This is a genomic window from Streptococcus pseudopneumoniae, from assembly GCF_001070815.1.
Lineage (GTDB): Bacteria > Bacillota > Bacilli > Lactobacillales > Streptococcaceae > Streptococcus > Streptococcus pseudopneumoniae_P.
This window is the reverse complement of record NZ_JVLX01000012.1, coordinates 33,317-58,061: the sequence shown is the minus strand read 5'-3', so window position 1 is coordinate 58,061 and position 24,745 is coordinate 33,317. Positions and strand designations below refer to the sequence as shown.

Annotated in this window: 22 protein-coding genes; 19 read left to right on the top strand and 3 right to left on the bottom strand. The window is 42.8% G+C overall.

From position 1 onward, the window contains the following. Positions 1-72 precede the first annotated feature (72 nt). On the bottom strand, positions 73-1,344 hold the full coding sequence (locus ADG81_RS01285) for a PLP-dependent aminotransferase family protein (RefSeq protein ID WP_049550663.1): 1,272 nt from the start codon (positions 1,342-1,344) through the stop codon (positions 73-75). 141 nt (positions 1,345-1,485) lie between these two features. Here ADG81_RS01285 and budA point away from each other — a divergent pair, with 141 nt between their 5' ends. From budA to alaS, 10 genes are all read left to right on the top strand, one after another. Then, positions 1,486-2,217 (top strand): acetolactate decarboxylase, encoded by a 732-nt coding sequence (gene budA, locus ADG81_RS01280; RefSeq protein WP_004259844.1) that lies wholly within the window; start codon positions 1,486-1,488, stop codon positions 2,215-2,217. A gap of 9 nt (positions 2,218-2,226) precedes the next feature. Beyond that, on the top strand, positions 2,227-2,979 hold the full coding sequence (locus ADG81_RS01275) for a YhfC family intramembrane metalloprotease (protein WP_049550662.1): 753 nt from the start codon (positions 2,227-2,229) through the stop codon (positions 2,977-2,979). 110 nt (positions 2,980-3,089) lie between these two features. Continuing rightward, positions 3,090-3,995: a UDP-N-acetylmuramate dehydrogenase gene (gene murB / locus ADG81_RS01270; protein ID WP_049550661.1), complete on the top strand. Its 906-nt coding sequence runs from the start codon at positions 3,090-3,092 to the stop codon at positions 3,993-3,995. 159 nt (positions 3,996-4,154) lie between these two features. After that, positions 4,155-5,312 (top strand): ABC transporter ATP-binding protein, encoded by a 1,158-nt coding sequence (locus ADG81_RS01265; RefSeq protein ID WP_000742900.1) that lies wholly within the window; start codon positions 4,155-4,157, stop codon positions 5,310-5,312. Beyond that, a complete protein-coding gene (locus tag ADG81_RS01260) occupies positions 5,293-6,099 on the top strand; it encodes an ABC transporter permease (protein WP_000753806.1) in 807 nt (268 codons plus the stop codon). Before ADG81_RS01265 ends, ADG81_RS01260 begins: the two co-directional genes overlap by 20 nt. Beyond that, positions 6,096-6,869, top strand: coding sequence for an ABC transporter permease (locus ADG81_RS01255; RefSeq protein ID WP_000712740.1), 774 nt, complete (start codon positions 6,096-6,098; stop codon positions 6,867-6,869). Before ADG81_RS01260 ends, ADG81_RS01255 begins: the two co-directional genes overlap by 4 nt. Continuing rightward, a complete protein-coding gene (locus ADG81_RS01250) occupies positions 6,866-7,936 on the top strand; it encodes an ABC transporter substrate-binding protein (RefSeq protein ID WP_049550660.1) in 1,071 nt (356 codons plus the stop codon). Before ADG81_RS01255 ends, ADG81_RS01250 begins: the two co-directional genes overlap by 4 nt. A 150-nt stretch (positions 7,937-8,086) precedes the next feature. Beyond that, entirely contained in the window at positions 8,087-8,338 is a 252-nt protein-coding gene (locus ADG81_RS09985; RefSeq protein ID WP_049550659.1) for a hypothetical protein, read from the top strand. A 275-nt stretch (positions 8,339-8,613) separates the two neighbouring features. Next, a complete protein-coding gene (locus tag ADG81_RS01240; RefSeq protein ID WP_049550658.1) occupies positions 8,614-9,099 on the top strand; it encodes an LURP-one-related/scramblase family protein in 486 nt (161 codons plus the stop codon). A 21-nt stretch (positions 9,100-9,120) separates the two neighbouring features. Then, positions 9,121-11,739, top strand: a complete 2,619-nt coding sequence (alaS, locus tag ADG81_RS01235) for an alanine--tRNA ligase (RefSeq protein ID WP_049550657.1) — start codon at positions 9,121-9,123, stop codon at positions 11,737-11,739. Positions 11,740-11,983: 244 nt separating this feature from the next. Here alaS and ADG81_RS01230 read toward each other — a convergent pair whose 3' ends face one another. Continuing rightward, complete coding sequence (locus tag ADG81_RS01230; RefSeq protein WP_049550656.1) at positions 11,984-13,438, bottom strand: alpha-amylase; 1,455 nt, start codon at positions 13,436-13,438, stop codon at positions 11,984-11,986. Positions 13,439-13,615: 177 nt separating this feature from the next. Between ADG81_RS01230 and ADG81_RS01225 the strand changes: the two genes are divergently transcribed. Together ADG81_RS01225 and ADG81_RS01220 are read left to right on the top strand one after the other, a co-directional pair. Further along, a complete protein-coding gene (locus tag ADG81_RS01225; protein ID WP_023946342.1) occupies positions 13,616-14,365 on the top strand; it encodes an ABC transporter ATP-binding protein in 750 nt (249 codons plus the stop codon). Beyond that, complete coding sequence (locus tag ADG81_RS01220) at positions 14,346-15,980, top strand: hypothetical protein (RefSeq protein ID WP_049550655.1); 1,635 nt, start codon at positions 14,346-14,348, stop codon at positions 15,978-15,980. The genes ADG81_RS01225 and ADG81_RS01220 overlap by 20 nt, the downstream gene beginning before the upstream one ends. Positions 15,981-16,046: 66 nt before the next feature. On the opposite strand, the gene ADG81_RS01215 is transcribed toward ADG81_RS01220, so the two are convergent. Beyond that, positions 16,047-18,164, bottom strand: coding sequence for an LTA synthase family protein (locus ADG81_RS01215; RefSeq protein ID WP_049550665.1), 2,118 nt, complete (start codon positions 18,162-18,164; stop codon positions 16,047-16,049). A gap of 149 nt (positions 18,165-18,313) precedes the next feature. Here ADG81_RS01215 and ADG81_RS01210 point away from each other — a divergent pair, with 149 nt between their 5' ends. Genes ADG81_RS01210 through ADG81_RS01180 form a run of 7 tightly spaced genes read left to right on the top strand, consistent with a single transcriptional unit; the run spans position 18,314 to position 24,719 of the window. Continuing rightward, the gene (locus ADG81_RS01210; protein WP_049550654.1) at positions 18,314-19,477 is read left to right on the top strand and encodes a class I SAM-dependent rRNA methyltransferase; all 1,164 of its coding nucleotides are present in this window, start codon (positions 18,314-18,316) and stop codon (positions 19,475-19,477) included. Further along, positions 19,474-20,151 carry a type I 3-dehydroquinate dehydratase gene (gene aroD, locus ADG81_RS01205; RefSeq protein ID WP_004259794.1) on the top strand — a complete coding sequence of 226 codons (678 nt, stop codon included), beginning with the start codon at positions 19,474-19,476 and terminating at the stop codon, positions 20,149-20,151. The genes ADG81_RS01210 and aroD overlap by 4 nt, the downstream gene beginning before the upstream one ends. Continuing rightward, on the top strand, positions 20,141-20,995 hold the full coding sequence (locus tag ADG81_RS01200) for a shikimate dehydrogenase (protein WP_049550653.1): 855 nt from the start codon (positions 20,141-20,143) through the stop codon (positions 20,993-20,995). Before aroD ends, ADG81_RS01200 begins: the two co-directional genes overlap by 11 nt. Before the next feature lie 18 nt (positions 20,996-21,013). Further along, on the top strand, positions 21,014-22,081 hold the full coding sequence (aroB, locus tag ADG81_RS01195) for a 3-dehydroquinate synthase (RefSeq protein ID WP_024057042.1): 1,068 nt from the start codon (positions 21,014-21,016) through the stop codon (positions 22,079-22,081). 9 nt (positions 22,082-22,090) lie between these two features. Beyond that, a complete protein-coding gene (gene aroC / locus ADG81_RS01190; RefSeq protein WP_024057043.1) occupies positions 22,091-23,257 on the top strand; it encodes a chorismate synthase in 1,167 nt (388 codons plus the stop codon). A gap of 9 nt (positions 23,258-23,266) precedes the next feature. Next, positions 23,267-24,370 (top strand): prephenate dehydrogenase, encoded by a 1,104-nt coding sequence (locus tag ADG81_RS01185; RefSeq protein WP_049550652.1) that lies wholly within the window; start codon positions 23,267-23,269, stop codon positions 24,368-24,370. A 10-nt stretch (positions 24,371-24,380) separates the two neighbouring features. Further along, positions 24,381-24,719 (top strand): YlbF/YmcA family competence regulator, encoded by a 339-nt coding sequence (locus ADG81_RS01180; RefSeq protein ID WP_049550651.1) that lies wholly within the window; start codon positions 24,381-24,383, stop codon positions 24,717-24,719. The last annotated feature ends 26 nt before the right edge of the window (positions 24,720-24,745 follow it).

Sequence of the window (24,745 nt, the reverse complement as noted above, 5' to 3'; positions counted from 1 at the left end):
GTACGGTAAGGCGACGCTGACGTGGTTTGAATTTGATTTTCGAAGAGTATAAGAAAAAAGCAGAGTTGGAAGTCAATCCAATTCTGCTTTTAAATAGTTTAAAACCTTTTCCAGATTGTCTAAGGATACCTTGGCAAATTGATAAGGACAGGTATCCAAGTAAGCCTCTTCAAAGAAGTCCAAGCCCAGTTGACTGTGTTTGAGACTAGCAATTTTAGGATACTGTCTAAGGTCTAGCAATAAACCATCGTGTAGGGGAAAGTGAGGGAGGGGACAAGATGTTTTAGTTAAGCTTTCCTCGAGTTGTTTTTGGTAAGTTTCCTGATTGGACAAGCGAGCTAGCCGATTTTTCTCAAATAATTGACTGTCAATATAGAGTGACAGGGCCTTTTGCATGATGAGGTTGCTGTCGTAGTCTAGGATATTTTTGTAGGCGACAAAGGCTTCCTTGATAGCATTTGGAAGAATGAGTGCTGTTATCCGCAGGGCTGGAAAGAGGCTGGTTGAGAAGGACTTGATATAAATGACGCGCTTTTCTGTATCCAGATAGTGGAAGGTCTGGCCCTTCTTGGAGTCCAAATCACCCAGATAGTCGTCCTCTACGATATAGACACCATACTTGGCAGCTAAGTCAAGAATAGCCCGTTTGTCCTGCTCAGAATAGGAATGCCCCAGAGGATAGTGGAAACGAGGAATGGTGTAGAAAAACTTAATTTTTCCTGTTTTGAAGTGGCCTTCCAGTTCCTCCAAGTCAATTCCATCAATGCCTCGTTCGATCGTTTGATAGTCCAGACCTTGAGCAATTAAGAGGCGATTCATCCGATGGTAGGTCGGCTGTTCCACCAAGATTTCCTTGGCTTGGCTAGGAAAGGATATTTGAGAAAGGATAAACAAGGCTTGCTGGGTTCCAGAAGTCAGTACCAGTTGATCAGCCTTGCAGTAGAGAGCTTGGTCAAAGAGGAGTTTATGAATGGATTGTCTTAAGTCTTCTAATCCTTCATGGTTGTCATAGTAGTTGAAGAGGTAGTTTTCCCGGCCAATCAAGGTTTCATTGATACAGAGTCGGAAATCGTCATAGGCACTGGCATGTTCGTCAGTGACTTCGATTTCTAGATCCTGGTGTTCCCCTTGTTCTAATACATAGTAGCCACTCTGGGGCTTGGCATAGAGGTATTGTTCGTGCCGTAATTCCAGAAGGGCTCTCTGAATGGTGTCCTTGCTACAGTGAAAGTCAAGGCTCAGTTGACGGATAGAAGGCAGGCGACTTCCCGTTGGAAATCGTCCAGACTCTATACCGTTTTTCAGATAGGAAACAACCTCTTGGTACTTGCTTTGTTTCTTCATTCCAGACCTCCCTTGATTTTGTTACATTGTACCCTTTTTTTTCCTTCTTGGCAATGTCTAGAGTGTTTCTCTCGTTCACATCTAGGGGCAAATGTGGTATACTTAGGAGTAAGATTTATAGAATAACAGACAAGAAAGTGAATGGATAAGAACGTGCAGGAACCAGTGAAATTATTTCAATACAATACCCTTGGAGCCTTGATGGCAGGCCTTTATGGCGGTACCATGACAGTGGGAGAATTGCTAGAGCATGGTGACCTTGGTTTGGGAACCTTGGATTCTATTGATGGGGAATTGATTGTATTGGATGGCAAGGCCTACCAGGCCAAAGGCTCAGGAGATCAGCCAGAAATTGTGGAAGTATCACCAGATGCCCTTATTCCTTATGCAGCAGTAGTACCGCATCAGGCAGAGGTCATTTTCCGCCAGCGCTTTGAGATGACAGACAAGGAATTGGAAGAGCGAATCGAGTCTTATTATGACGGGGAAAATCTTTTCCGTTCTATCAAGATTCGTGGGGAATTTTCGCATATGCATGTGCGTATGATTCCCAAGTCGACACCAGATACCAAGTTTGCTGAGGTCGCAACCCATCAACCTGAATATCGTCGAGACAATGTAGCAGGAACCATCGTTGGTTTCTGGACGCCAGAGATTTTCCATGGAGTCAGTGTGGCAGGCTATCATCTACACTTCATCTCAGATGATTTGACCTTCGGTGGGCATGTCATGGACTTTGTCATCAAGGAAGGCATTATTGAGGTGGGAGCTGTTGACCAGTTGGATCAACGTTTTCCAGTCCAAGATCGTCAATACTTGTTTGCTAAGTTCAATGTTGACGAGATGAAAAAAGATATTGAAAAGGCGGAATAGGAGAAGAAAATGACCATTCATATTATCATTACCATGGTGTTGTTGCTAGCTTTCTTGATAGGGAGTATTTGGTATGCCAAAAAGAAATACCAGATTAATTTAGCTGTTTTGGGCTTGGGGGCTGTTGCCTTCTTTGTCTCTTCACAGATTTTAGAAAAACTGGTGCATATCTTGGTTTTGCATCCTCAAAAAGACGGTAGTATTGCCCTCTTGCAAGACCATCCGCTTGTCTATATCATCTATGGCCTAGCCATGGCAGCATTTTTTGAGGAAACTGCTCGTCTTATTTTCTTCAAATGGTTGGAGAAAAAGAGAAATTTGGAAAAGGCGGATGCCTTGGCTTATGGATTGGGGCATGGTGGCTTGGAGTTGATTTTCCTAGGTCTTACTAGTTTGCTTAATCTCTACTTCGTTCTCTCAGCAGTTCAAACGCAAAATCCACAGGTTATGCAATTGCTGTCTGAAAATATGTTGAAAACTATTCAGTCGCTATCAGTCTGGCAGATTTATTTGCTTGGTTTTGAGCGAATCTTGGCGCTAGGTTTCCAATTACTCTTGACTGTTTGGGTTTACCAAGCTGTTCGCCAGAAGAAATGGATTTATCTCCTAGCGGCCTATGGACTACATGCCTTCTTTGACCTGGCACCATCTCTTGCCCAAGTTGGCTGGTTGACCAATCCAGTCTTGGTTGAAGTTGTCCTAGCACTTGAACTTGTTCTGCTTGCCTATGGAACCAAGGCAATCTTTTGCAAAAAATCATAAAAAGAGGGGAAACCTCTTTTTTGTTTAAAGTAAGCCCAAGATTTTTTTAGGGTCGTCAAATGGTCTTAAAAATGGTATAATGGAATGAATTTTGTAAAAGGAAGAGTGTCATGTCAGTAAAAGAAAAAATGCTTGAAATCTTAGAAGGGATTGATATCCGTTTCAAGGAACCCTTGCATAGCTATAGTTATACAAAAGTAGGTGGAGAGGCTGATTATCTGGTCTTTCCACGAAATCGTTTTGAGTTAGCTCGCGTTGTCAAATTTGCCAATCAAGAAGACATCCCTTGGATGGTTCTTGGAAATGCCAGCAACATCATTGTTCGTGATGGTGGAATTCGTGGATTTGTCATCTTGTGTGACAAGCTCAATAATGTTTCCGTTGATGGCTATACCATCGAAGCAGAAGCTGGTGCTAACTTGATTGAAACAACTCGCATTGCCCTTCGTCATAGTTTGACTGGTTTTGAATTTGCTTGTGGCATTCCGGGGAGCGTCGGCGGTGCTGTCTTTATGAATGCAGGTGCCTATGGTGGCGAGATTGCCCATATCTTACAGTCTTGTAAAATCTTGACTAAGGACGGAGAAATCGAGACTCTGTCTGCCAAGGACTTGGCTTTTGGGTACCGCCATTCAGCCATTCAGGAGTCTGGTGCAGTTGTCTTGTCAGCTAAATTTTCCCTTGCTCCAGGAAACCATCAGGTTATCAAGCAAGAAATGGATCGCTTGACGCATCTACGTGAACTCAAGCAACCTTTAGAATATCCATCTTGTGGTTCGGTCTTTAAGCGTCCAGTAGGTCATTTTGCAGGTCAATTAATTTCAGAAGCTGGCTTGAAAGGCTATCGTATCGGTGGCGTAGAAGTGTCAGAAAAGCATGCAGGATTTATGATCAATGTCGCAGATGGAACGGCCAAAGACTACGAAGACTTGATTGAGTCTGTTATCGAAAAAGTCAAGGAACACTCTGGCGTTACTCTTGAGAGAGAAGTCCGTATTTTAGGTGAAAGCAAGTAAGAAGCTGTATTTGAAAAGCTGCTGCTATGTCATGGAAAGGGGGTGAAAGCCTATCGTTAGTGCAGAAGAATGTAGGCAGTTCAATCTCCTACACGAGGTAGTAGTGGCCTGACAGAGCCCTGATCTGTTAATCTATGAAAAAGAAGGAATAAATGACAATTGAAAAAACCAATTATTGAATTCAAAAACGTCTCTAAAGTTTTTGAAGACAGCAACACCAAGGTTCTCAAAGACATCAACTTTGAGTTGGAAGAAGGGAAATTCTACACCCTTTTAGGCGCATCTGGTTCAGGGAAATCAACCATCCTTAACATCATTGCAGGTTTACTGGATGCGACGACAGGAGATATTTTGCTGGACGGTGTTCGTATCAACGACATCCCAACCAACAAGCGAGACGTCCATACCGTTTTCCAATCTTATGCCTTGTTTCCACATATGAATGTGTTTGAAAATGTTGCTTTTCCACTTCGCTTGCGTAAAATTGATAAGAAAGAAATCGAGCAACGCGTAGCGGAAGTTCTCAAGATGGTTCAGTTGGAAGGTTACGAGAAGCGTTCTATCCGTAAACTTTCTGGAGGACAACGTCAGCGTGTGGCTATTGCCCGTGCCATCATCAACCAACCTCGTGTGGTTTTGTTGGACGAGCCTTTGTCAGCGCTGGACTTGAAATTAAGAACAGACATGCAGTATGAACTGCGTGAACTACAACAACGATTGGGCATTACCTTTGTCTTTGTCACTCACGATCAGGAAGAAGCTCTTGCCATGAGTGACTGGATTTTCGTCATGAATGATGGCGAGATTGTCCAGTCTGGAACACCTGTGGATATCTATGATGAGCCAATCAACCACTTTGTTGCCACCTTTATCGGTGAGTCAAATATCTTGCCAGGAACCATGATTGAGGACTACTTGGTTGAGTTTAACGGCAAACGCTTCGAAGCAGTTGATGGGGGGATGAAGCCGAATGAACCTGTTGAGGTCGTGATTCGTCCAGAGGACTTGCGCATTACCCTTCCTGAAGAAGGCAAGCTCCAAGTTAAGGTGGATACCCAGCTCTTCCGTGGGGTGCACTATGAAATTATCGCCTATGACGAACTTGGGAATGAATGGATGATCCACTCAACCCGTAAGGCCATTGTGGGTGAGGAAATCGGTCTGGACTTTGAACCAGAAGACATCCATATCATGCGTCTCAACGAAACCGAAGAAGAGTTTGATGCTCGTATCGAAGAATACGTAGAAATCGAAGAGCAAGAAGCAGGTCTGATCAATGCAATCGAGGAGGAAAGAGATGAAGAAAACAAGCTCTAAACTCTTTGTAGTGCCCTATATGCTCTGGATTGTCCTCTTTGTGTTGGCACCCTTGGTCTTGATTTTCGGTCAATCCTTTTTCAACATCGAAGGCCAGTTTAGTTTAGAAAACTATAAGTCCTACTTTGCGTCACAAAACTTGACTTATCTAAAAATGAGTTTCAACTCTGTACTCTATGCAGGAATTGTGACCTTTGTGACCTTGCTTATCAGCTATCCAACAGCCCTCTTTTTGACCCGCCTCAAGCACCGTCAACTCTGGCTTATGCTGATTATCCTGCCAACCTGGATCAATTTGCTCCTCAAGGCCTATGCCTTTATCGGGATTTTTGGTCAAAATGGCTCTATTAACCAATTCTTGGAATTTATCGGAATCGGTTCACAGCAATTGCTCTTTACCGATTTCTCCTTTATTTTTGTCGCAAGCTACATCGAGCTTCCATTTATGATATTGCCGATTTTCAATGTCTTGGATGATATGGATAACAATCTCATCAATGCCAGCTACGATCTTGGTGCGACCAAATGGGAGACCTTCCGTCATGTCATCTTCCCTCTGTCTATGAACGGCGTGCGAAGTGGAGTTCAGTCGGTCTTTATTCCAAGCTTGAGTCTCTTCATGCTGACCCGTTTGATTGGTGGGAACCGCGTTATCACGCTGGGAACAGCCATTGAGCAGAACTTCCTGACCAATGACAACTACGGTATGGGTTCAACCATCGGTGTGATTCTCATTCTGACCATGTTCATCACCATGTGGGTGACCAAGGAAAGGAGAGAACGATGAAAAAATTTGCCAATCTTTATCTGGGACTAGTCTTTCTTGTCCTCTACCTGCCCATTTTTTACCTGATTGGTTATGCCTTTAATGCAGGCAACGACATGAATAGCTTTACAGGCTTTAGTTTGAGTCATTTTAAAACTATGTTTGGTGATGGTCGCCTTATGTTAATTGTGACCCAGACCTTTTTCTTGGCCTTTCTGTCAGCATTGATAGCGACGATTATCGGGACTTTTGGAGCTATTTACATTTACCAGTCTCGTAAGAAATACCAAGAAGCCTTTCTTTCACTTAATAATATCCTTATGGTTGCGCCTGATGTTATGATTGGTGCCAGCTTCTTGATTCTCTTTACTCAACTCAAATTTTCACTTGGCTTTTTGACAGTTCTTTCTAGTCATGTGGCCTTTTCGATTCCTATCGTGGTCTTGATGGTCTTGCCTCGTCTTAAGGAAATGAACGGTGACATGATTCATGCGGCCTATGACCTAGGTGCTAGTCAGTTTCAGATGTTCAAGGAAATCATGCTTCCTTACCTGACTCCGTCTATCATTGCAGGTTATTTCATGGCCTTCACCTATTCGCTAGATGACTTTGCCGTGACCTTCTTTGTAACGGGAAATGGCTTTTCAACCCTATCAGTCGAGATTTACTCTCGTGCTCGTAAGGGGATTTCGCTAGAAATCAATGCCCTGTCTGCCCTTGTCTTTCTCTTTAGTATTATCCTAGTGGTTGGATATTACTTTATCTCACGTGAGAAGGAGGAGCAAGCATGAAAAAACTCTATTCATTTTTAGCGGGAATTGCAGCCATTATCCTTGTCTTATGGGGAATTGCGACTCATCTCGATAGTAAAATCAATAGTCGAGATAGTCAAAAACTGGTCATTTACAACTGGGGTGATTATATCGATCCTGAACTCTTGGAGCAATTCACAGAAGAAACAGGAATCCAAGTCCAGTACGAGACCTTTGATTCCAACGAAGCCATGTATACCAAGATCAAGCAGGGTGGAACGACCTACGATATTGCCATTCCTAGTGAATACATGATTAACAAGATGAAGGATGAAGACCTCTTGGTCCCGCTTGACTATTCAAAACTTGAAGGTCTTGAAAATATCGGACCAGAGTTCCTCAACCAGTCCTTTGACCCGGGTAATAAATTCTCCATCCCTTACTTCTGGGGAACCTTGGGAATTGTCTACAATGAAACAATGGTAGAGGAAGCGCCTGAGCATTGGGATGACCTCTGGAAGCCAGAGTATAAGAACTCCATCATGCTCTTTGATGGGGCGCGTGAGGTGCTGGGACTGGGGCTCAACTCCCTTGGCTACAGCCTCAACTCCAAGGATCCCCAGCAGTTGGAAGAAACAGTGGATAAGCTCTATACACTGACTTCAAATATCAAGGCCATCGTTGCAGATGAGATGAAGGGTTACATGATTCAGAACAACGCTGCAATCGGCGTGACCTTCTCTGGTGAAGCCAGCCAAATGCTAGAAAAAAACGAAAATCTACGCTATGTGGTACCGACAGAAGCCAGCAACCTTTGGTTTGACAATATGGTCATTCCCAAAACAGTCAAAAACCAAGATGCAGCCTATGCCTTTATCAACTTTATGTTGAAACCCGAAAATGCACTCAAAAATGCAGAGTATGTCGGCTATTCAACACCAAACCTACCAGCTAAGGAATTGCTCCCAGAGGAGAAAAAAGAAGATAAAGCCTTCTATCCAGATGCTGAAACTATGAAACACCTAGAAGTTTATGAGAAATTTGACCATAAATGGACAGGAAAATATAGCGACCTCTTCCTACAGTTTAAAATGTATCGGAAGTAGGAGGCTAAACGTAAGAAACGAATCAGTCAAGCTGGTTCGTTTTTTTATGTAAAAGTCGATTTTTGTAACTGTATGTTTTTCTATGATAGTTGCTTATTTGCTTACCTAGTAGTATACTAAGCTTAACCTTACAGAAAGCGGTAACAAATAATGAAAATGTCTACTTTTTTCAAAAAATTTTTTTGGCCAGCCTTTTTGACTGTTCAGCAAACTGTTATACTATTCTCTCTAAAGGATGGTTTGGATCGACAATACCTAACAACTGATTCCATACATTTGGTGATAGGGTACTTTATATTTGTAAATCTTTTCGAAGCTATTTTTAACAATTCGAAAATGTGGGATAAAAGTTGGGATAAAAAGAAAAATGGTAGTAAGAAAAAATATATCCTGAAAAAGTAATCTGAGATGTAGGGAATGGCTCTGATTCAACGGAGATGATTTCCAGTTGACGCAGACTTAAAAAAACGTTATAATAAGAAAGTTGAGAATTGATTTTCACTTGTCTTAGTCCAGAGAAATGGCGGTGCTGCGAGCCATCTAAGCTAGGAAGTCATGCTACTCAATCATACAATTGCATAAGAACAAGAGAATGACAAGTTCATTGAATGAAGGTGGTACCGCGGTTTTTCGCCCTTCGTGATATGAGCTTGTCTTTTGATTTTTTGGAGGTGTTGATGAAAACATTTCTTGTCAAACAAAAGTTTCGTCTTGGAGGCGAACGCTTCGCTATCAAGGATGACCGGGGAGAAATCGCCTATCAGGTGGAGGGATCATTTTTTAAGATTCCCAAAACTTTTATCATCTATGATGCTAATGGTGAACAGGTCAGTCAGATCAGTAAAGAAATCTTGACCTTGCTTCCTCGTTTTGAGATTCAGCTTCGGGATGGCTCGAGTTTTGTTATTCGTAAGAAGTTGACCTTCTGGCGAGATAAGTATGAGTTTGATAATCTGGGACTTCGTATCGAGGGCAATATCTGGGATTTGGATTTCAAATTGCTGGATGATCGTAATCAGATGATTGCAGAAATTAAGAAGGAACTCTTCCATCTGACCTCTACCTATACCGTAACGGTTCTTGAGGACTCTTATGCAGACCTAGTCATTTCCCTCTGTGTCGCGATTGACTATGTGGAAATGCTGGAAAGCCAATCACATTAAACAAGTAAATAAGGAGACAATATGAAACAACTATCTAGTGCACAAGTACGCCAAATGTGGCTTGATTTCTGGGCGACCAAAGGTCACTCTGTAGAACCATCAGTGAGCTTGGTTCCTGTAAATGACCCAACTCTTTTGTGGATCAACTCTGGGGTAGCAACCCTTAAGAAATACTTTGACGGGACCATTATCCCTGAAAATCCGCGTATTACCAATGCTCAAAAAGCTATCCGTACCAACGATATCGAGAACGTAGGGAAAACTGCTCGTCACCATACCATGTTTGAAATGTTGGGGAACTTCTCTATCGGGGATTACTTCCGTGACGAAGCGATCACTTGGGCTTATGAGCTTTTGACAAGCCCAGAATGGTTTGATTTCCCAGCGGAAAAACTTTACATGACCTACTATCCAGATGATAAAGATTCATACAACCGTTGGATTGAAGTGGGAGTGGATCCAAGTCACTTGATTCCAATCGAGGACAACTTCTGGGAAATCGGTGCAGGACCTTCTGGACCAGATACAGAAATCTTCTTTGACCGTGGGGAAGCTTTTGACCCAGAAAATATCGGTATTCGCCTACTTGCAGAAGATATTGAAAACGACCGTTATATCGAAATCTGGAACATCGTTTTATCACAATTTAACGCAGACCCTGCTGTTCCTCGTAGCGAGTACAAGGAATTGCCACACAAGAACATTGATACGGGCGCTGGTTTGGAGCGTTTGGTAGCAGTTATCCAAGGGGCTAAGACAAACTTTGAGACAGACCTCTTCATGCCGATCATTCGTGAAGTGGAGAAATTGTCTGGTAAGGTCTACGACCAAGATGGCGACAACATGAGCTTCAAGGTTATCGCTGACCACATCCGTTCATTGTCATTTGCCATCGGTGATGGTGCCCTTCCAGGAAATGAAGGTCGTGGTTACGTCCTTCGCCGTCTTCTCCGTCGTGCGTCTATGCATGGTCAAAAATTGGGAATCAACGAGCCTTTCCTTTACAAACTCGTTCCAACCGTTGGAAAAATCATGGAAAGCTACTACCCAGAAGTGCTTGAAAAACGTAACTTTATCGAAAAAATCGTTAAGAGTGAAGAAGAATCATTTGCTCGTACCCTTCACTCAGGTCAACACTTTGCCCAAGGCATTGTAGCTGACTTGAAAGAAAAAGGTCAATCTGTCATTGCTGGTTCAGATGTTTTCAAACTCTATGATACATATGGATTCCCAGTTGAACTGACTGAAGAAATCGCTGAAGAAGCTGGGATGACTGTGGACCGTGAAGGCTTTGAAGCAGCCATGAAAGAACAGCAAGAACGCGCGCGTGCGTCAGCTGTCAAAGGTGGTTCAATGGGTATGCAAAATGAAACCCTCCAAAACATCACAGTGGAAAGTCGCTTTAACTATGAAGCATCACAATTGTCTTCTAAATTGGTCGCTATCGTGGCTGACAATGCAGAAGTAGAAGCTGTTTCAGAAGGGATTGCCTCACTTATCTTCGCGGAAACTCCATTCTACGCTGAAATGGGTGGACAGGTTGCAGACCACGGACAAATCTTGGATGAGTCTGGTTCGGTCGTGGCTACTGTAACAAATGTTCAAAAAGCTCCAAACGGACAAGCTCTTCATACAGTTGAAGTCCTTGCACCGCTTGCCTTGAACCAAGAATATACCTTGGCAATTGATACAAATCGTCGTCACCGTGTCATGAAAAACCACACTGCGACTCACTTGCTTCACGCTGCCCTTCATAATATTCTTGGAAACCACGCAACACAAGCAGGATCTCTTAACGAAGTTGAATTCCTTCGCTTTGACTTTACCCACTTCCAAGCAGTGACTGCTGAAGAATTACGTGCGATTGAGCAGCAAGTCAACGAGAAAATCTGGGAAGCTCTTGAAGTGAAGACAGTTGAAACGGATATTGACACTGCTAAAGAAATGGGGGCTATGGCTCTCTTTGGTGAGAAATACGGCAAGGAAGTCCGTGTTGTTACTATCGGTGACTACTCTATCGAGCTTTGTGGTGGTACCCACGTTGGCAACACTTCTGAGATTGGTCTCTTCAAGATTGTCAAAGAAGAAGGGATCGGATCAGGAACTCGCCGTATCTTGGCAGTGACTGGTAAGGAAGCCTTTGAAGCCTACCGTGAACAAGAAGACGCTCTTAAAGCTGTCGCAGCAACCTTGAAAGCACCTCAAGTCAAGGAAGTGCCTCACAAGGTAGAAGGACTTCAAGAACAACTTCGTCAATTGCAAAAAGAAAATGCTGAGTTGAAAGAAAAAGCTGCAGCTGCAGCTGCAGGCGATATCTTCAAGGATGTGAAGGAAGTCAATGGTCACCGTTACATTGCTAGTCAAGTGTCTGTATCAGATGCTGGTGCCCTTCGTACTTTTGCAGATAACTGGAAACAAAAAGACTACTCTGATCTTCTTGTCCTAGTTGCTGCTATCGGTGACAAAGTCAATGTCCTTGTAGCAAGTAAGACAAAAGACCTTCATGCAGGAAACCTTGTCAAAGAATTGGCACCAATCGTCGATGGACGTGGTGGTGGTAAACCAGACATGGCCATGGCAGGAGGAAGCAACCAAGCTAAGATCCAAGAATTGTTGGATGCAGTAGCAGGTAAATTGTAATCAAGTAATACTCTTCGAAAATCAATTTCAAACAATGTCAGCTTCGCCTTGCCGTAGGTATAGGTAACTGACTTCGTCAGTCTTATCTACAACCTCAAAACTGTGTTTTTAGCAACCTGCGACTAGCTTCCTAGTTTGCTGTTTGATTTTCATTGAGTATAAAGATCTATCCATTTGGTGGGTAGGTCTTTTTGACTACAAAAAAGCCAAATCCGTTTGGATCTGGCTTGATAATCATTGGCAATTAGATTGTATTGGCTGCCCAGACACTTACCGAAGCAGTTGAGACTGGAAATTGTCCATAACCTTCCTCATCAATTGTAACTTGACCTAGGTGGTTTTCAAGTAAATCTACAAAGGTTTGGTTAGCCCATTCTTGGCCGACAAACATTGATTTGCTGTTTTCTTGGTCATTTGAAATCAAGACTGCGATTGGGGATTGATTTTCAGCACCTGAGCGTACCCAACCGATACAGTTAGCATCATCAAAGTAGTCATTTTGTTCTCCATAAGCCAAATCTTTTCGGATAGCTAGGAGGCGGTCAAGGACTTCTTTGAAATCTTGTTGAGCATACTGCCCTGAAATCCCATAGTAGTCTCCGTAAAAGACACATGGAAGGCCATCTTGGCGTAATAGAATGAGAGTATAGGCTGCTGGTTTGAACCATTCTTCAACAGTAGACTCAAGAGCCTGACCACGTTGGGTATCGTGGTTGTCGACAAAGGTTACAGCCTTGTCAGGTTTGAGTTCAACCAAGCTATCTGTGAAAATACCACGAAGGTCATAGTTTGCGCCAGCTTGACTGGCGTCAAAGAGATTCTGGTGGAGACGAACATCAACAAGGTCGAATCGTTCTTCCGTTTTTTCAAGATAGTCTAGATTGGCTTCCTTGTCAGGATTCCAGAATTCACCAAAAACATAGAAATCCTCACCGTATTTTTCCTTCATATCACGGATAAAATTGCTCATGAAGAAAGAGTCAATGTGTTTAACGGCATCCAAGCGGAAACCAGCTACACCAGTCGTTTCCATGAACCAGTCAGCCCAGTCATAGATATTTTGGATGACTTCAGGATGTTTAAAGTCTAGGTCGGCATACATGAGGTAGTCGTAGTTACCATTTTCATTATCGACCAATTCCTCGTTGGCCCAGCCCTTGTTGTCTCCTTGAATCAGATAAATTCCTGATTTACGGCGTTTAGCATCGTAGTCTGTACCTGTGAAGTGGTACCAGTGCCAGTGAAAGTCATTATAGGTATCTTGGCGACCATCGAAGGTAAAGCTAGTCCAGCCATTGATGGTGAAGGGTTCTCCGAGCTCGACTGTACGGTCAACCGGATCCACTTCGATGACTTGAAAGGCTTCCATGTGATCGGCAGCAGCCTTGTGATTGAGTACCACATCGGCCATAGGCTGGATCCCATGTGCTTTTAGTGCTTGAATGGCTTGAAGATAGTCTTCTTTGAAACCATACTTGGTGCGGACAGTCCCTTTCTGGTTGAACTCACCAAGGTCAAATAGGTCATAGACCCCATAGCCTACATCTTTTTCGTTGGTAGCTTTAAAAGCTGGTGGCATCCAGACATGGCTGATACCGAGATCGGCTAGGTGTGGAGTATCTTCAGCTAGACGCGTCCAGTGCTGGCCGTCGTGGGGCAGATACCATTCAAAGTATTGCATGAGTGTTTGATTTTGCATGATGTTTCCTCTTACTTGTCAATCTTGTTCTTTATTCTATCATAAAGTATCGGTTAGCTCAAACGTTTGCGTAAAACTGAATAATAAGTTTTTGACTATTTTATATAAAATGTTGATTTTTAAAATGAAAGCGCTATAATTATAGTAAATTACATAGATAAAGAGAGGAGATTTCTCATGATTGAATTTCAAAATGTTAGTAAGGTGTATGGTGATAAAGAGGCCTTGAGCAATCTCAATTTGCAGATTGAGAATGGGGAGATTATGGGCTTGATTGGCCATAATGGGGCTGGAAAATCGACTACTATAAAATCCTTAGTCAGTATTATTTCGCCCAGCAGTGGTCGTATTTTGGTAGACGGTCAGGATTTATCGGAAAATCGCTTGGCTATCAAACGAAAGATTGGCTACGTAGCAGACTCGCCTGACTTATTTTTACGCTTAACGGCCAATGAATTTTGGGAATTAATCGCCTCCTCTTATGATCTGACTAGCTCTGACTTGGAGGCTAGTCTAGCTAGGCTATTGAAAATTTTTGATTTTGCTGAAAATCGCTATCAGGTCATTGAAACTTTTTCTCACGGAATGCGTCAGAAAGTCTTTGTCATAGGGGCACTCTTGTCTGATCCTGATATTTGGGTCTTGGACGAACCCTTGACTGGTTTGGATCCCCAGGCTGCCTTTGATTTGAAGCAGATGATGAAGGAACATGCACAAAAAGGCAAGACGGTCTTGTTTTCAACCCATGTTCTAGAGGTGGCCGAGCAAGTCTGTGATCGGATTGCCATTTTGAAAAAGGGGCATTTGATTTATTGTGGTAGCGTGGAGGACTTGAGAAAAGACCACCCAGACCAGTCTTTGGAAAGTATCTACCTTAGCCTTGCTGGTAGAAAAGAGGAGGTTTCAGATGCGTCTCAAGGTCATTAAAAAATTAGTGGATATCAATATTCTCTATTCATCTCAAGAAGCTAATCTGGCTAACCTACGAAAGAAGCAGGCTAAGAATCCTGGGAAAAAAGTAAATGTTTCCGCTAGAGTCCTAAGTTCTTACATTTTTTCTAGTCTCTTGGTGCTCATCGCTTTTAGTAATATAGCCATTCATTTTCCTTTTGAGGAAAACCCCATTTATTTTAGTGGAATGATTTCTTTTTTACTGCTGCTTGTCTTTTCAACTTCTTTAACAGCTTTTTACAATGTCTTTTATGAGAGTAAGGACTTGGCATCGTATAGGCCCTATGCTTTTAAAGAATCAGAGATTATAATTGCCAAAGGTCTGTCTGTCCTCTTGCCAGCTCTGCCTGGAATTGTACCAATCCTAGCTTATTTTCTAGTCCTCTACATTAGGCTAGCCCCTTCTCTGTGGCTGGGTTTGCCTTTGATGCTGCTGTCCTTGGTCTTATTATTTGTCTCTTTGGCTTTAGTGATGATAGTGGCAGTGCATTTCTTGGCTCAAACTGCGCTTTTTAGAAAGTATCAGTCTATTTTTGCGAATGTGATGATTGGGATAGGGGTTCTCATACCTTTATTATTTGTCTTCTTTGTCCAGTCCACTTCTAGAGGTATAGGTAATCAGACTAAAGAAATTCCACTTCTTCTTTATCCTATTCATCTCTTTTACAAAATAGCAGTGGAGCCTTTTTCAACAGAAGCCATCCTGGGTCTGCTCGCTTGGATAATTCTAACTGTTTTCTTGCTTTACTTGAGCAAAAAGAAGGTTTTGCCTCGTTTTTATGACGTTATCCTGCTTAACAGTGAGGAGAAGGTCAAGAAAGAACGTCGCAGTAAGGAGAGGATTTCAACTACTAAAAAGGGATTTTTCCGCATGGTTTTGCGCTACAACCTCTCCCTCTTGGGACAGGGAACCGGCGTGGTTACAGTGCTTTTTACAAGTGCGTTCCTTCCCTATCTCATGATGATTGGTCCGATTTCCACAATCCGAGATTCTCAGTTAGTTCCAGACGTTCATCCTCGATACTGGTTACCCTTGTTTTTCGTGGGAATGTTTATAGCAGTTGTCAATAACAATATCACCAGCCTTCCTTCAATTGCCTTATCCTTGGAGAGGGAAAATGTTGATTTTCTGAAGAGTTTACCCTTTGACTTTGCTCGTTATGTGAAAGTGAAATTTTGGATTATCTTTGCTGTCCAGTCCTTTTTACCTATCTTGACTTTACTTGGTCTTTCCCTTTATTTAGGATTGCCTATCCTTTCGATGATTTACCTTCTTGTGGCATGGGTTCTTGCCAGTGTCAGCCTTTCTTGCCACCATTATTTTAAAGATATGAAAAATCTGTCAACCAATTGGAGTAGCATTACGGACCTGGTGAATCGTTCAAAAGGTATAGTCAAAATTGTTTTACTCTTAATTTATTGTGGTATCTTGTCGATTTCAGCCCTTGTGAGCATATTCTTGATTCGGTCTCTATCTACTATCCTTGCCATCAGCTTGGGAGTAGGAACTCTTATCCTCTTGTTTGGTCTTGCTATTTTTAGCTATCGTTACTACCTGTCACGCATATTAGCAGAAGTAGAAAAAAGATGAGCTAGTTGGTCGCTTGCTTGATAAATTTTTAAAAAGAAATGCTCCTCCAAGACGGAAGAGCATTTTTTATTGTGATTTTGATTCGGTTTCTGCCGACTCTGGATGGAGTTCTTGGTAACTTGGTGCCTTGAAAAGGTCAGTACTGGTCTTACCTTGTCGTTGGCTAAAGAGACTGGTTGATTGACTACCTTTTTCCTGCTCAATCTTTTGAAGAATTGGTAAAGAATTGAGGTAAGAAATACTTTCTGTATCAACTTTTCCAAGATGATCTGCTTGGTAGAAACGTATCAAATCGCCAGTTTGAATCTGGTCGCTGATTTTCAGCTGTTGGCTGGCTGCCTGCCGAACAATGTCTAGTTCAGTCTGAGCTTGTTCATCAAGATTGCTGATTTCAAGACCGCTCTCAGTATAGTAGGTTCGTCCGTCATAACTGGTGTATTTTGGTGTAACGAAGGAATTGGCAGTCCGAAAGGCAACGATTTCTTGATGATCTGGAGACAGAAGATCTTGTCCAACTTGAAGGAAGGAATTGGACTCAATACCAAGGAGGTGTTCGAGAGTCGGTAAGATATCGATTTGTCCACCGTAGGTATTGATGATTTGTCCTTTTTCATAGCCAGGCATGACCACCATAAAAGGCACTCGTTGCAACATGGCATTGTCGTAATTCGACCAGTTCTCAGAAGTCTTGCCAATCAAGGGAGCCAGGTCAGGATTGCGGGAGTTAGAAATTCCATAATGGTCTCCGTAGATGACGATGATGGATTTTTCATAGAGGCCACTTTCTTTGAGATAGTCAAAGAAGGCCTTGATAGCACTATCCAGATAGTTAGCCGTTTGGAAGTAGCCATTGATTGTTTCATCTTTGGTTTTAGCCAGTGGGAAACCAAGCTCATCGCCTGTCAGATTGCTAGCATAGGGATAGTGATTGGACACCGTGATATACTTAGCATAAAAAGGCTGCTGCAAGTGCTCTAGATATTGGATAGAATCTTTCATCATGATTTTATCATTTAAACCATATTGGAAAGAATTGCTACTGTCTTGCTTGGTAAAATAGGAAGCATCAAAGAAGTATTGGTAGCCCCATTGTTTGTAGGTTGTATTTCGGTTCCAGAAGGTCCCAATATTACCATGAAAGACTGCACTTGATTGGTAGCCATTTTTTGATAGGATAAAAGGCGCAGCCTGCTGGGTATTGGTACCTCCATAGTTGACCATGAAGGAACCTTGGTCAAGTCCAAACAAACCAGTCTCCAGCATGGTTTCCGCATCTGAGGTCTTACCAGCCTTGACTTGGTTAAAGATATTCGAAAAGGCTAGGGTTGATTGCGAATGGTAGAGGGAATTAAGGAAGGGAGTGACTTCATGATCAGTTCCATCTATGTTGAGTTTATAGTCCAGTAGGAACTGCTGGAAACTTTCCAAGTGGAGATAAATCACATTTTTCCCTTTGGCTAATCCAAAATAGTCTGGATTAGGCTTAGTCGAATGTTCTTGGACATAATCTGTAATGGGTTGCAGGTCGGTCTCAGAGGCCTTGGCACGTTCTTTGTTGGCGCTATAGGATTGGTTGGCACTATAACCTAAAAAGGCTGGCAAACTAAGGGCACGAACAATATAATAATTAGAAAATCCTCGCGATAGGAGATCGGGACGTTCGATTTCAGCCAAGAAAAGATTAGCAGAAAAGAGCAGGACTGAGAGAGCAGTGATAGCAACACTGGAGCGGAATTTGAAAGGTCTCCTATCCAGCTGGATGAGCTTCTTATAGAGAAGATAAGCCAGCAATGGGAAATCCATAAAATAGATGAAATCCCAAAAGCGCAGTAACTCTAGTTCGGCAGTACCAACAGACACCTTGCTGACCACTTTCATGGTATTGGCCGTGATAAAGTCACTAAATTCTCGATAGTAAAAGATATTGGAATAAAGCCAAATGAACAAAAGGCTATAAATAGCTATACTAAGGCCATAAAAGATCTTGGTTGACCGAGCATAGAGGGCTAGAGCCAGCAGGAGGAGTCCCAAAGGAAGGGGATTGAAAAAAGCGATAAAGGCAAGGTAATTCCCTTGCAGCTTGCCCAATTGAATATCTAAATTAAAGTCAACGGTATAGGCTAGTAAGGTTTTGAGCCAATAGAGGATTAAAAGGGTTAGGACAAAACCCAGTCTGGTACCCATGGCTTTTTGGATTTTGTTAAAATTGATTCTCACACAATTACTTCCTAAGTTTTTATTAGTATTAGTATACCATTTTTTAAAACTAGAGTAAAAAAGCAAGGGTAGTTTCTTTTTTGAGAATTGTCACAAAATTTGCTATAATAGGGACTATGAATAGAATAAGAGTCAGCAAAAGGGTTGAAAAGAAGCTCGCTAAAGGGCTAGTTTTACTAGAAGCCAGCGACCTTGAGAATATCAATCTCAAGGATCAGGAAGTAGAAGTTCATAGTCAAGATGGAAACTTTCTTGGGACTGCCTACCTTTCTCAGCAAAACAAGGGCTTGGGCTGGTTTGTCAGCACAGACAAGGTGACCTTTAATCAAGCTTTCTTTGAAACGCTGTTTAGACAAGCTAAAGAAAAGAGAAGTGCCTACTATCAAGATGAATTGACAACTGCCTTTCGTCTCTTCAACCAAGAGGGGGATGGCTTTGGGGGTCTGACAGTGGACCTTTATGGCGACTATGCTGTCTTTTCTTGGTATAACTCTTATGTTTATCAGATTCGTCAGATCATCTCAGAAGCCTTTAGAAAGGTTTTTCCTGAGGTTTTAGGGACCTATGAGAAGATCCGTTTTAAGGGTTTGGACTATGAATCTGCCCATGTTTATGGTCAAGAAGCACCTGACTTTTTCACTGTTTTGGAAAATGGTGTCCTCTATCAAGTTTTTATGAATGATGGCTTGATGACAGGGATTTTCTTAGACCAGCACGAGGTTCGTGGTAGCCTAGTTGACGGATTGGCTATGGGTAAATCCTTGCTCAATATGTTTTCCTACACCGCAGCTTTTTCAGTGGCTGCGGCCATGGGAGGAGCAAGCCAGACAACTTCGGTTGACCTAGCTAAGCGTTCACGAGAATTGTCTCAAGCGCATTTTCAGGCAAATGGAATCAGTACAGACGACCATCGTTTTATAGTCATGGATGTCTTTGAGTATTTCAAATATGCTAAGCGAAAAGACTTGACCTATGATGTGATTGTCCTAGATCCGCCTAGCTTTGCTCGGAACAAAAAACAGACCTTCTCTGTGGCTAAGGATTATCACAAGTTGATATCCCAGAGTCTTGAGATTTTAAATCCGGGCGGTATTATTATTGCCAGTACCAATGCTGCCAATGTATCCCGCCAAAAATTTACAGAACAAATTGATAAAGGCTTTGCAGGAAGAAATTACCAGATTTTAAACAAATACGGTCTTCCAGCAGATTTTGCCTATAATAAAAAAGATGAAAGTAGTAATTACCTCAAGGTGATTAGTATGAAGGTTAGTAAATGAAATTAATTGTTTCAGTAATGCCAAGAAGTTTAGAGGAGGTCCAGGCTCTGGATGCCACGAGGTATCTGGATGCCGACATCATTGAATGGCGTGCCGACTATCTGCCTAAAGAAGCGATTTTGCAGGTAGCTCCAGCGATTTTTGAAAAATTCGCAGGCCGTGAGTTGGTTTTCACATTGCGAACTCGCTCTGAAGGGGGAGAAATCGACCTTTCTCCAGAAGAATATATCCATCTCATCAAGGAAGTGGCGCAACTCTATCAGCCAGATTATATTGATTTTGAGTACTATAGTTACAAGGATGTTTTTGAGGAAATGCTGGACTTCCCAAATCTCGTTTTGAGTTACCACAATTTCCAAGAAACACCTGAAAATATGATGGAAATCTTGTCAGAGTTGACGAGCCTAAATCCAAAACTTGTTAAGGTTGCAGTGATGGCTCACACGGAGCAGGATGTGCTAGACTTGATGAACTATACACGAGGCTTTAAAATCCTCAATCCTGAGCAGGAATATGTGACCATTTCTATGGGCAAGGTGGGCAAGGTCTCTCGTATCACTGCGGATGTGACGGGTTCTAGCTGGTCTTTTGCTAGTCTAGATGAGGCAAGTGCCCCAGGTCAGATTTCCTTAGCTAACATGAAAAAAATTCGGGAGATTTTGGATGAAGCTTGATGGCTATACACGTTTAGCTGCCGTTGTTGCCAATCCTATTAAGCATTCTATTTCCCCCTTTATTCACAATAGTGCCTTTGAGGCGACAGATACCAATGGTGCTTACGTGGCTTGGGAGATTGAAGCGGGTGACTTGGCAGAAACAGTGGCCAATATTCGTCGCTACCAGATGTTTGGAATTAACCTTTCTATGCCCTATAAGGAGCAAGTGATTTCTTATTTGGATGAACTGAGTGACGAAGCGCGCTTGATCGGTGCGGTCAATACGGTTGTCAATGAGAATGGCAATTTAATTGGATATAATACAGATGGCAAGGGATTTTTTAAGAGCTTGCCTTCTTTTACAATTACAGGTAAGAAGATGACCCTGCTGGGTGCAGGTGGTGCGGCCAAGTCTATCTTGGCACAAGCTATTTTGGATGGTGTCAGTCAGATTTCTGTCTTTGTTCGTTCAGTTTCTATGGAAAAAACAAGACCTTATCTAGACAAGTTACAGGAGCAGACAGGCTTTAAAGTGGATTTGTATGCTTTAGAAGATGTTCCTGAACTGCAAGCAAGGATTGCTGAGTCGGACTTACTAGTCAATGCGACAAGTGTAGGGATGGATGGTCAATCATCTCCAGTTCCTGAAAACATTGTCCTATCAGAAACTCTTTTAGTAGCAGATATCATTTACCAACCCTTTGAAACACCATTTTTGAAATGGGCTAGAAGTCAGGGTAATTCAGCCGTCAATGGTCTGGGGATGTTGCTCTATCAAGCTGCAGAAGCTTTTCAACTGTGGACAGGCAAGGAAATGCCGACGGAAGAGATTTGGCAGTCCTTAACAGAAAAATACCAATAAAGAAAAGGAGACTCTCCTATGAAAATCAGAATCGATATTCCTCATCATCCTTATGATATTCAGATTGAAAAAGGCTGTCTGGCTCAGGCTGGTCAATGGTTGCGAGAACTCTGGAAACCACAAAAAGTAGTCATTGTAACAGACAACCATGTAGCTTCTCTTTATGCAGAGAAGGTCAAGCTCAGCCTAGAAGATGCTGGTTTTCAGGTAGCAGTTTTTGACTTTTTAGAAGGGGAAGAAAGAAAGAATTTAACCACTGTCCAGAAAGTCTATGAATTTTTAGTCAAGCAAGGTCTGACTCGTAGCGATGGAATCGTGGCTCTTGGTGGCGGTGTCGTTGGGGACCTGGCTGGTTTTGTAGCCTCTACCTATATGAGGGGCATTCATTTTGTTCAGATACCGACTAGCTTGACAGCTCAGGTTGATTCTTCTATCGGCGGAAAGACAGGCGTTAACACTCCATTTGCTAAGAATATGGTGGGCACCTTTGCCCAACCAGATGGGGTTCTGATTGACCCACTTGTCCTTGAAACCCTCGGAAAAAGAGAGTTGATTGAAGGAATGGGTGAGGTCATCAAGTATGGCTTGATTGAGGATCCAGTACTTTGGGTTCTCTTGACGGAGCTAGATGGTTCTGTGGAGAGCATTCTGGAACATGCGGATACTTTGATTGAACATTCTTGTCAGGTTAAGCGCAAGATGGTGGTTGAGGATGAGCTGGACAATGGTGTACGCCTTTACCTCAATTTTGGGCACACCATTGGTCATGCCATTGAAGCAACGGCCGGTTATGGCAAGGTCATGCATGGAGAAGCTGTGGCCATGGGTATGGTACAGATTTCCAAGGTTGCTGAGGAAAAAGGTCTCATGCCAGTTGGCATAACTCAGTCTATTACAGCTATGTGTCAGAAATTTGGCTTGCCTGTTGACTATGAAAACTGGGATGTTGACAAGCTTCATCAGGCTTTGACTCATGACAAGAAGGCGCGTGGCAATACCTTGAAATTGGTCTTGGTGCCAGAGCTTGGTTCAGCGACTATTCACCCAGTTTCTCTAGAAGAGATGAAAGACTACTTGGTAAAATAAGGAGAGTGTATGAGATATTTAACTGCAGGAGAATCACACGGCCCCCGTCTGACAGCTATCATTGAGGGAATTCCAGCTGGACTTCCTTTGACAGCTGAGGATATCAATGAGGATTTGAAACGTCGTCAGGGTGGATACGGCCGCGGTGGTCGTATGAAGATTGAGAGCGACCAAGTTATCTTTACTTCGGGTGTTCGCCATGGGAGGACTACTGGGGCTCCCATTACCATGGATGTCATCAATAAGGACCACCAAAAATGGCTGGATATCATGTCTGCGGAGGACATTGAAGACCGCCTTAAAAGCAAACGGAAAATCACCCATCCACGTCCAGGTCATGCCGACTTGGTTGGGGGCATCAAGTACCGTTTTGATGATTTGCGTAATTCCTTGGAGCGCTCATCTGCTCGTGAAACCACCATGCGGGTGGCAGTTGGCGCAGTAGCCAAACGCATCTTGGCTGAGCTGGATATGGAAATTGCCAACCATGTCGTGGTCTTTGGTGGCAAGGAAATCGATGTTCCTGAGAATCTGACAGTTGCTGAGATTAAGGAAAGAGCTGCCCAGTCTGAAGTTTCTATTGTCAACCAAGAAAGAGAACAGGAAATCAAGGATTATATTGACCAAATCAAACGTGACGGTGATACCATCGGTGGGGTTGTGGAGACAGTCGTCGGAGGTGTTCCAGTTGGTCTTGGTTCCTATGTCCAATGGGACAGAAAATTGGATGCAAGATTGGCACAAGCCGTTGTTTCTATCAATGCTTTTAAAGGGGTGGAATTTGGTCTTGGATTTGAAGCTGGTTACCGTAAAGGTAGCCAAGTTATGGATGAAATTCTCTGGTCTAAAGAAGACGGCTATACTCGTCGTACCAACAATCTAGGGGGCTTCGAAGGTGGTATGACCAATGGGCAACCCATCGTTGTTCGTGGCGTCATGAAACCCATTCCTACTCTCTACAAACCACTCATGAGTGTGGATATCGAAACCCATGAACCCTACAAGGCAACTGTGGAGAGAAGTGATCCGACTGCTCTTCCAGCAGCAGGTGTGGTCATGGAAGCTGTTGTGGCAACGGTTCTGGCACAAGAAATCCTCGAAAAATTCTCATCAGACAATCTAGAGGAATTAAAAGAAGCGGTAGCTAAACACCGAGACTATACAAAGAACTATTAAGGAGTTCCTATGGCAAAAACAGTCTATATCGCAGGTCTTGGATTGATTGGAGCCTCTATGATCTTAGGTATCAAACGCGATCATCCAGATTATGAAATTTTAGGTTATAATCGCAGTCAAGCTTCGAGAGATATTGCCTTGAAAGAAGGCATGATTGACCGTGCAACGGATGATTTTGCTAGTTTTGCTCCTTTGGCAGATATCATTATTCTCAGTTTGCCAATCAAACAAACCATTGCTTTCATTAAGGAGTTGGCCGACTTGGACTTGAAAGAAGGCGAGATTATTTCAGATGCCGGTTCGACCAAGTCAGCTATTGTGGATGCGGCGGAGCAATATTTGGCTGGCAAGTCTGTTCGTTTTGTCGGGGCCCATCCCATGGCTGGTAGTCACAAGACAGGGGCTGCCTCTGCGGATGTCAATCTCTTTGAAAATGCCTATTATATCTTCACACCTTCAAGCCTGACAAGTCAGGACACGCTTGATGAAATGAAGGATCTGCTTTCAGGTCTTCATGCTCGTTTTATCGAGATTGATGCCAAGGAGCATGATCGTGTCACTTCTCAGATTAGCCATTTTCCTCATATTCTGGCTTCTAGTCTCATGGAACAGACCGCTGTCTATGCTCAAGAACATGAGATGGCAAGGCGCTTTGCGGCCGGTGGTTTTCGAGATATGACTCGAATTGCAGAAAGCGAGCCAGGTATGTGGACCTCCATTCTTTTGTCCAATCGTGAGACTATCCTAGAGCGGATTGCGGATTTCAAGGAGCGTTTAGATGAGGTTGGACAAGCCATCAGCAAGGGAGATGAGGAGCAAATCTGGAATTTTTTCAACCAAGCGCGTGAGCAACGTCAGGCCATGGAAATTCATAAACGTGGCGGTGTGGATAGCTCTTATGACCTTTATGTAGATGTTCCTGATGAAGAAGATGTCATCTTGCGGATTTTGGAACTACTACGTGGAACTTCCTTGGTTAATATTCACATCAATGAGGAAAACCGTGAGGATATTCACGGAATCCTACAAATTTCATTTAAAAATGCTCAAGACTTGGAACGAGCCGAGCATCTTATAACAGAAAACACCGACTATACAGTCGTCATCAAATAAGGAGAAAATCATGTCAAATATTTACGATAGTGCAAATGAACTCAGTCGCGGTCTACGCGAATTACCAGAATACAAGGCTGTCAAAGCAGCTAAAGATGCTATTTCAGCAGATGCTGAGGCAAGCAAAATCTTTACAGAATATGTTGCTTTTCAAGAGGAAATTCAAAGACTAGCGCAGACAGGTCAAATGCCAGATGCATCCTTCCAAGCGAAAATGGAAGGCTTTGGTAAACAGATTCAAGGGAATAACCTCTTGTCAGAATTCTTTACCAAGCAACAACAATTGGCAATTTACCTTTCTGACATTGAAAAAATTGTTTTTGAACCAGTTTCAGAATTGCTAAAATAAGAAAATAACTATCATAAAGTCAGGAA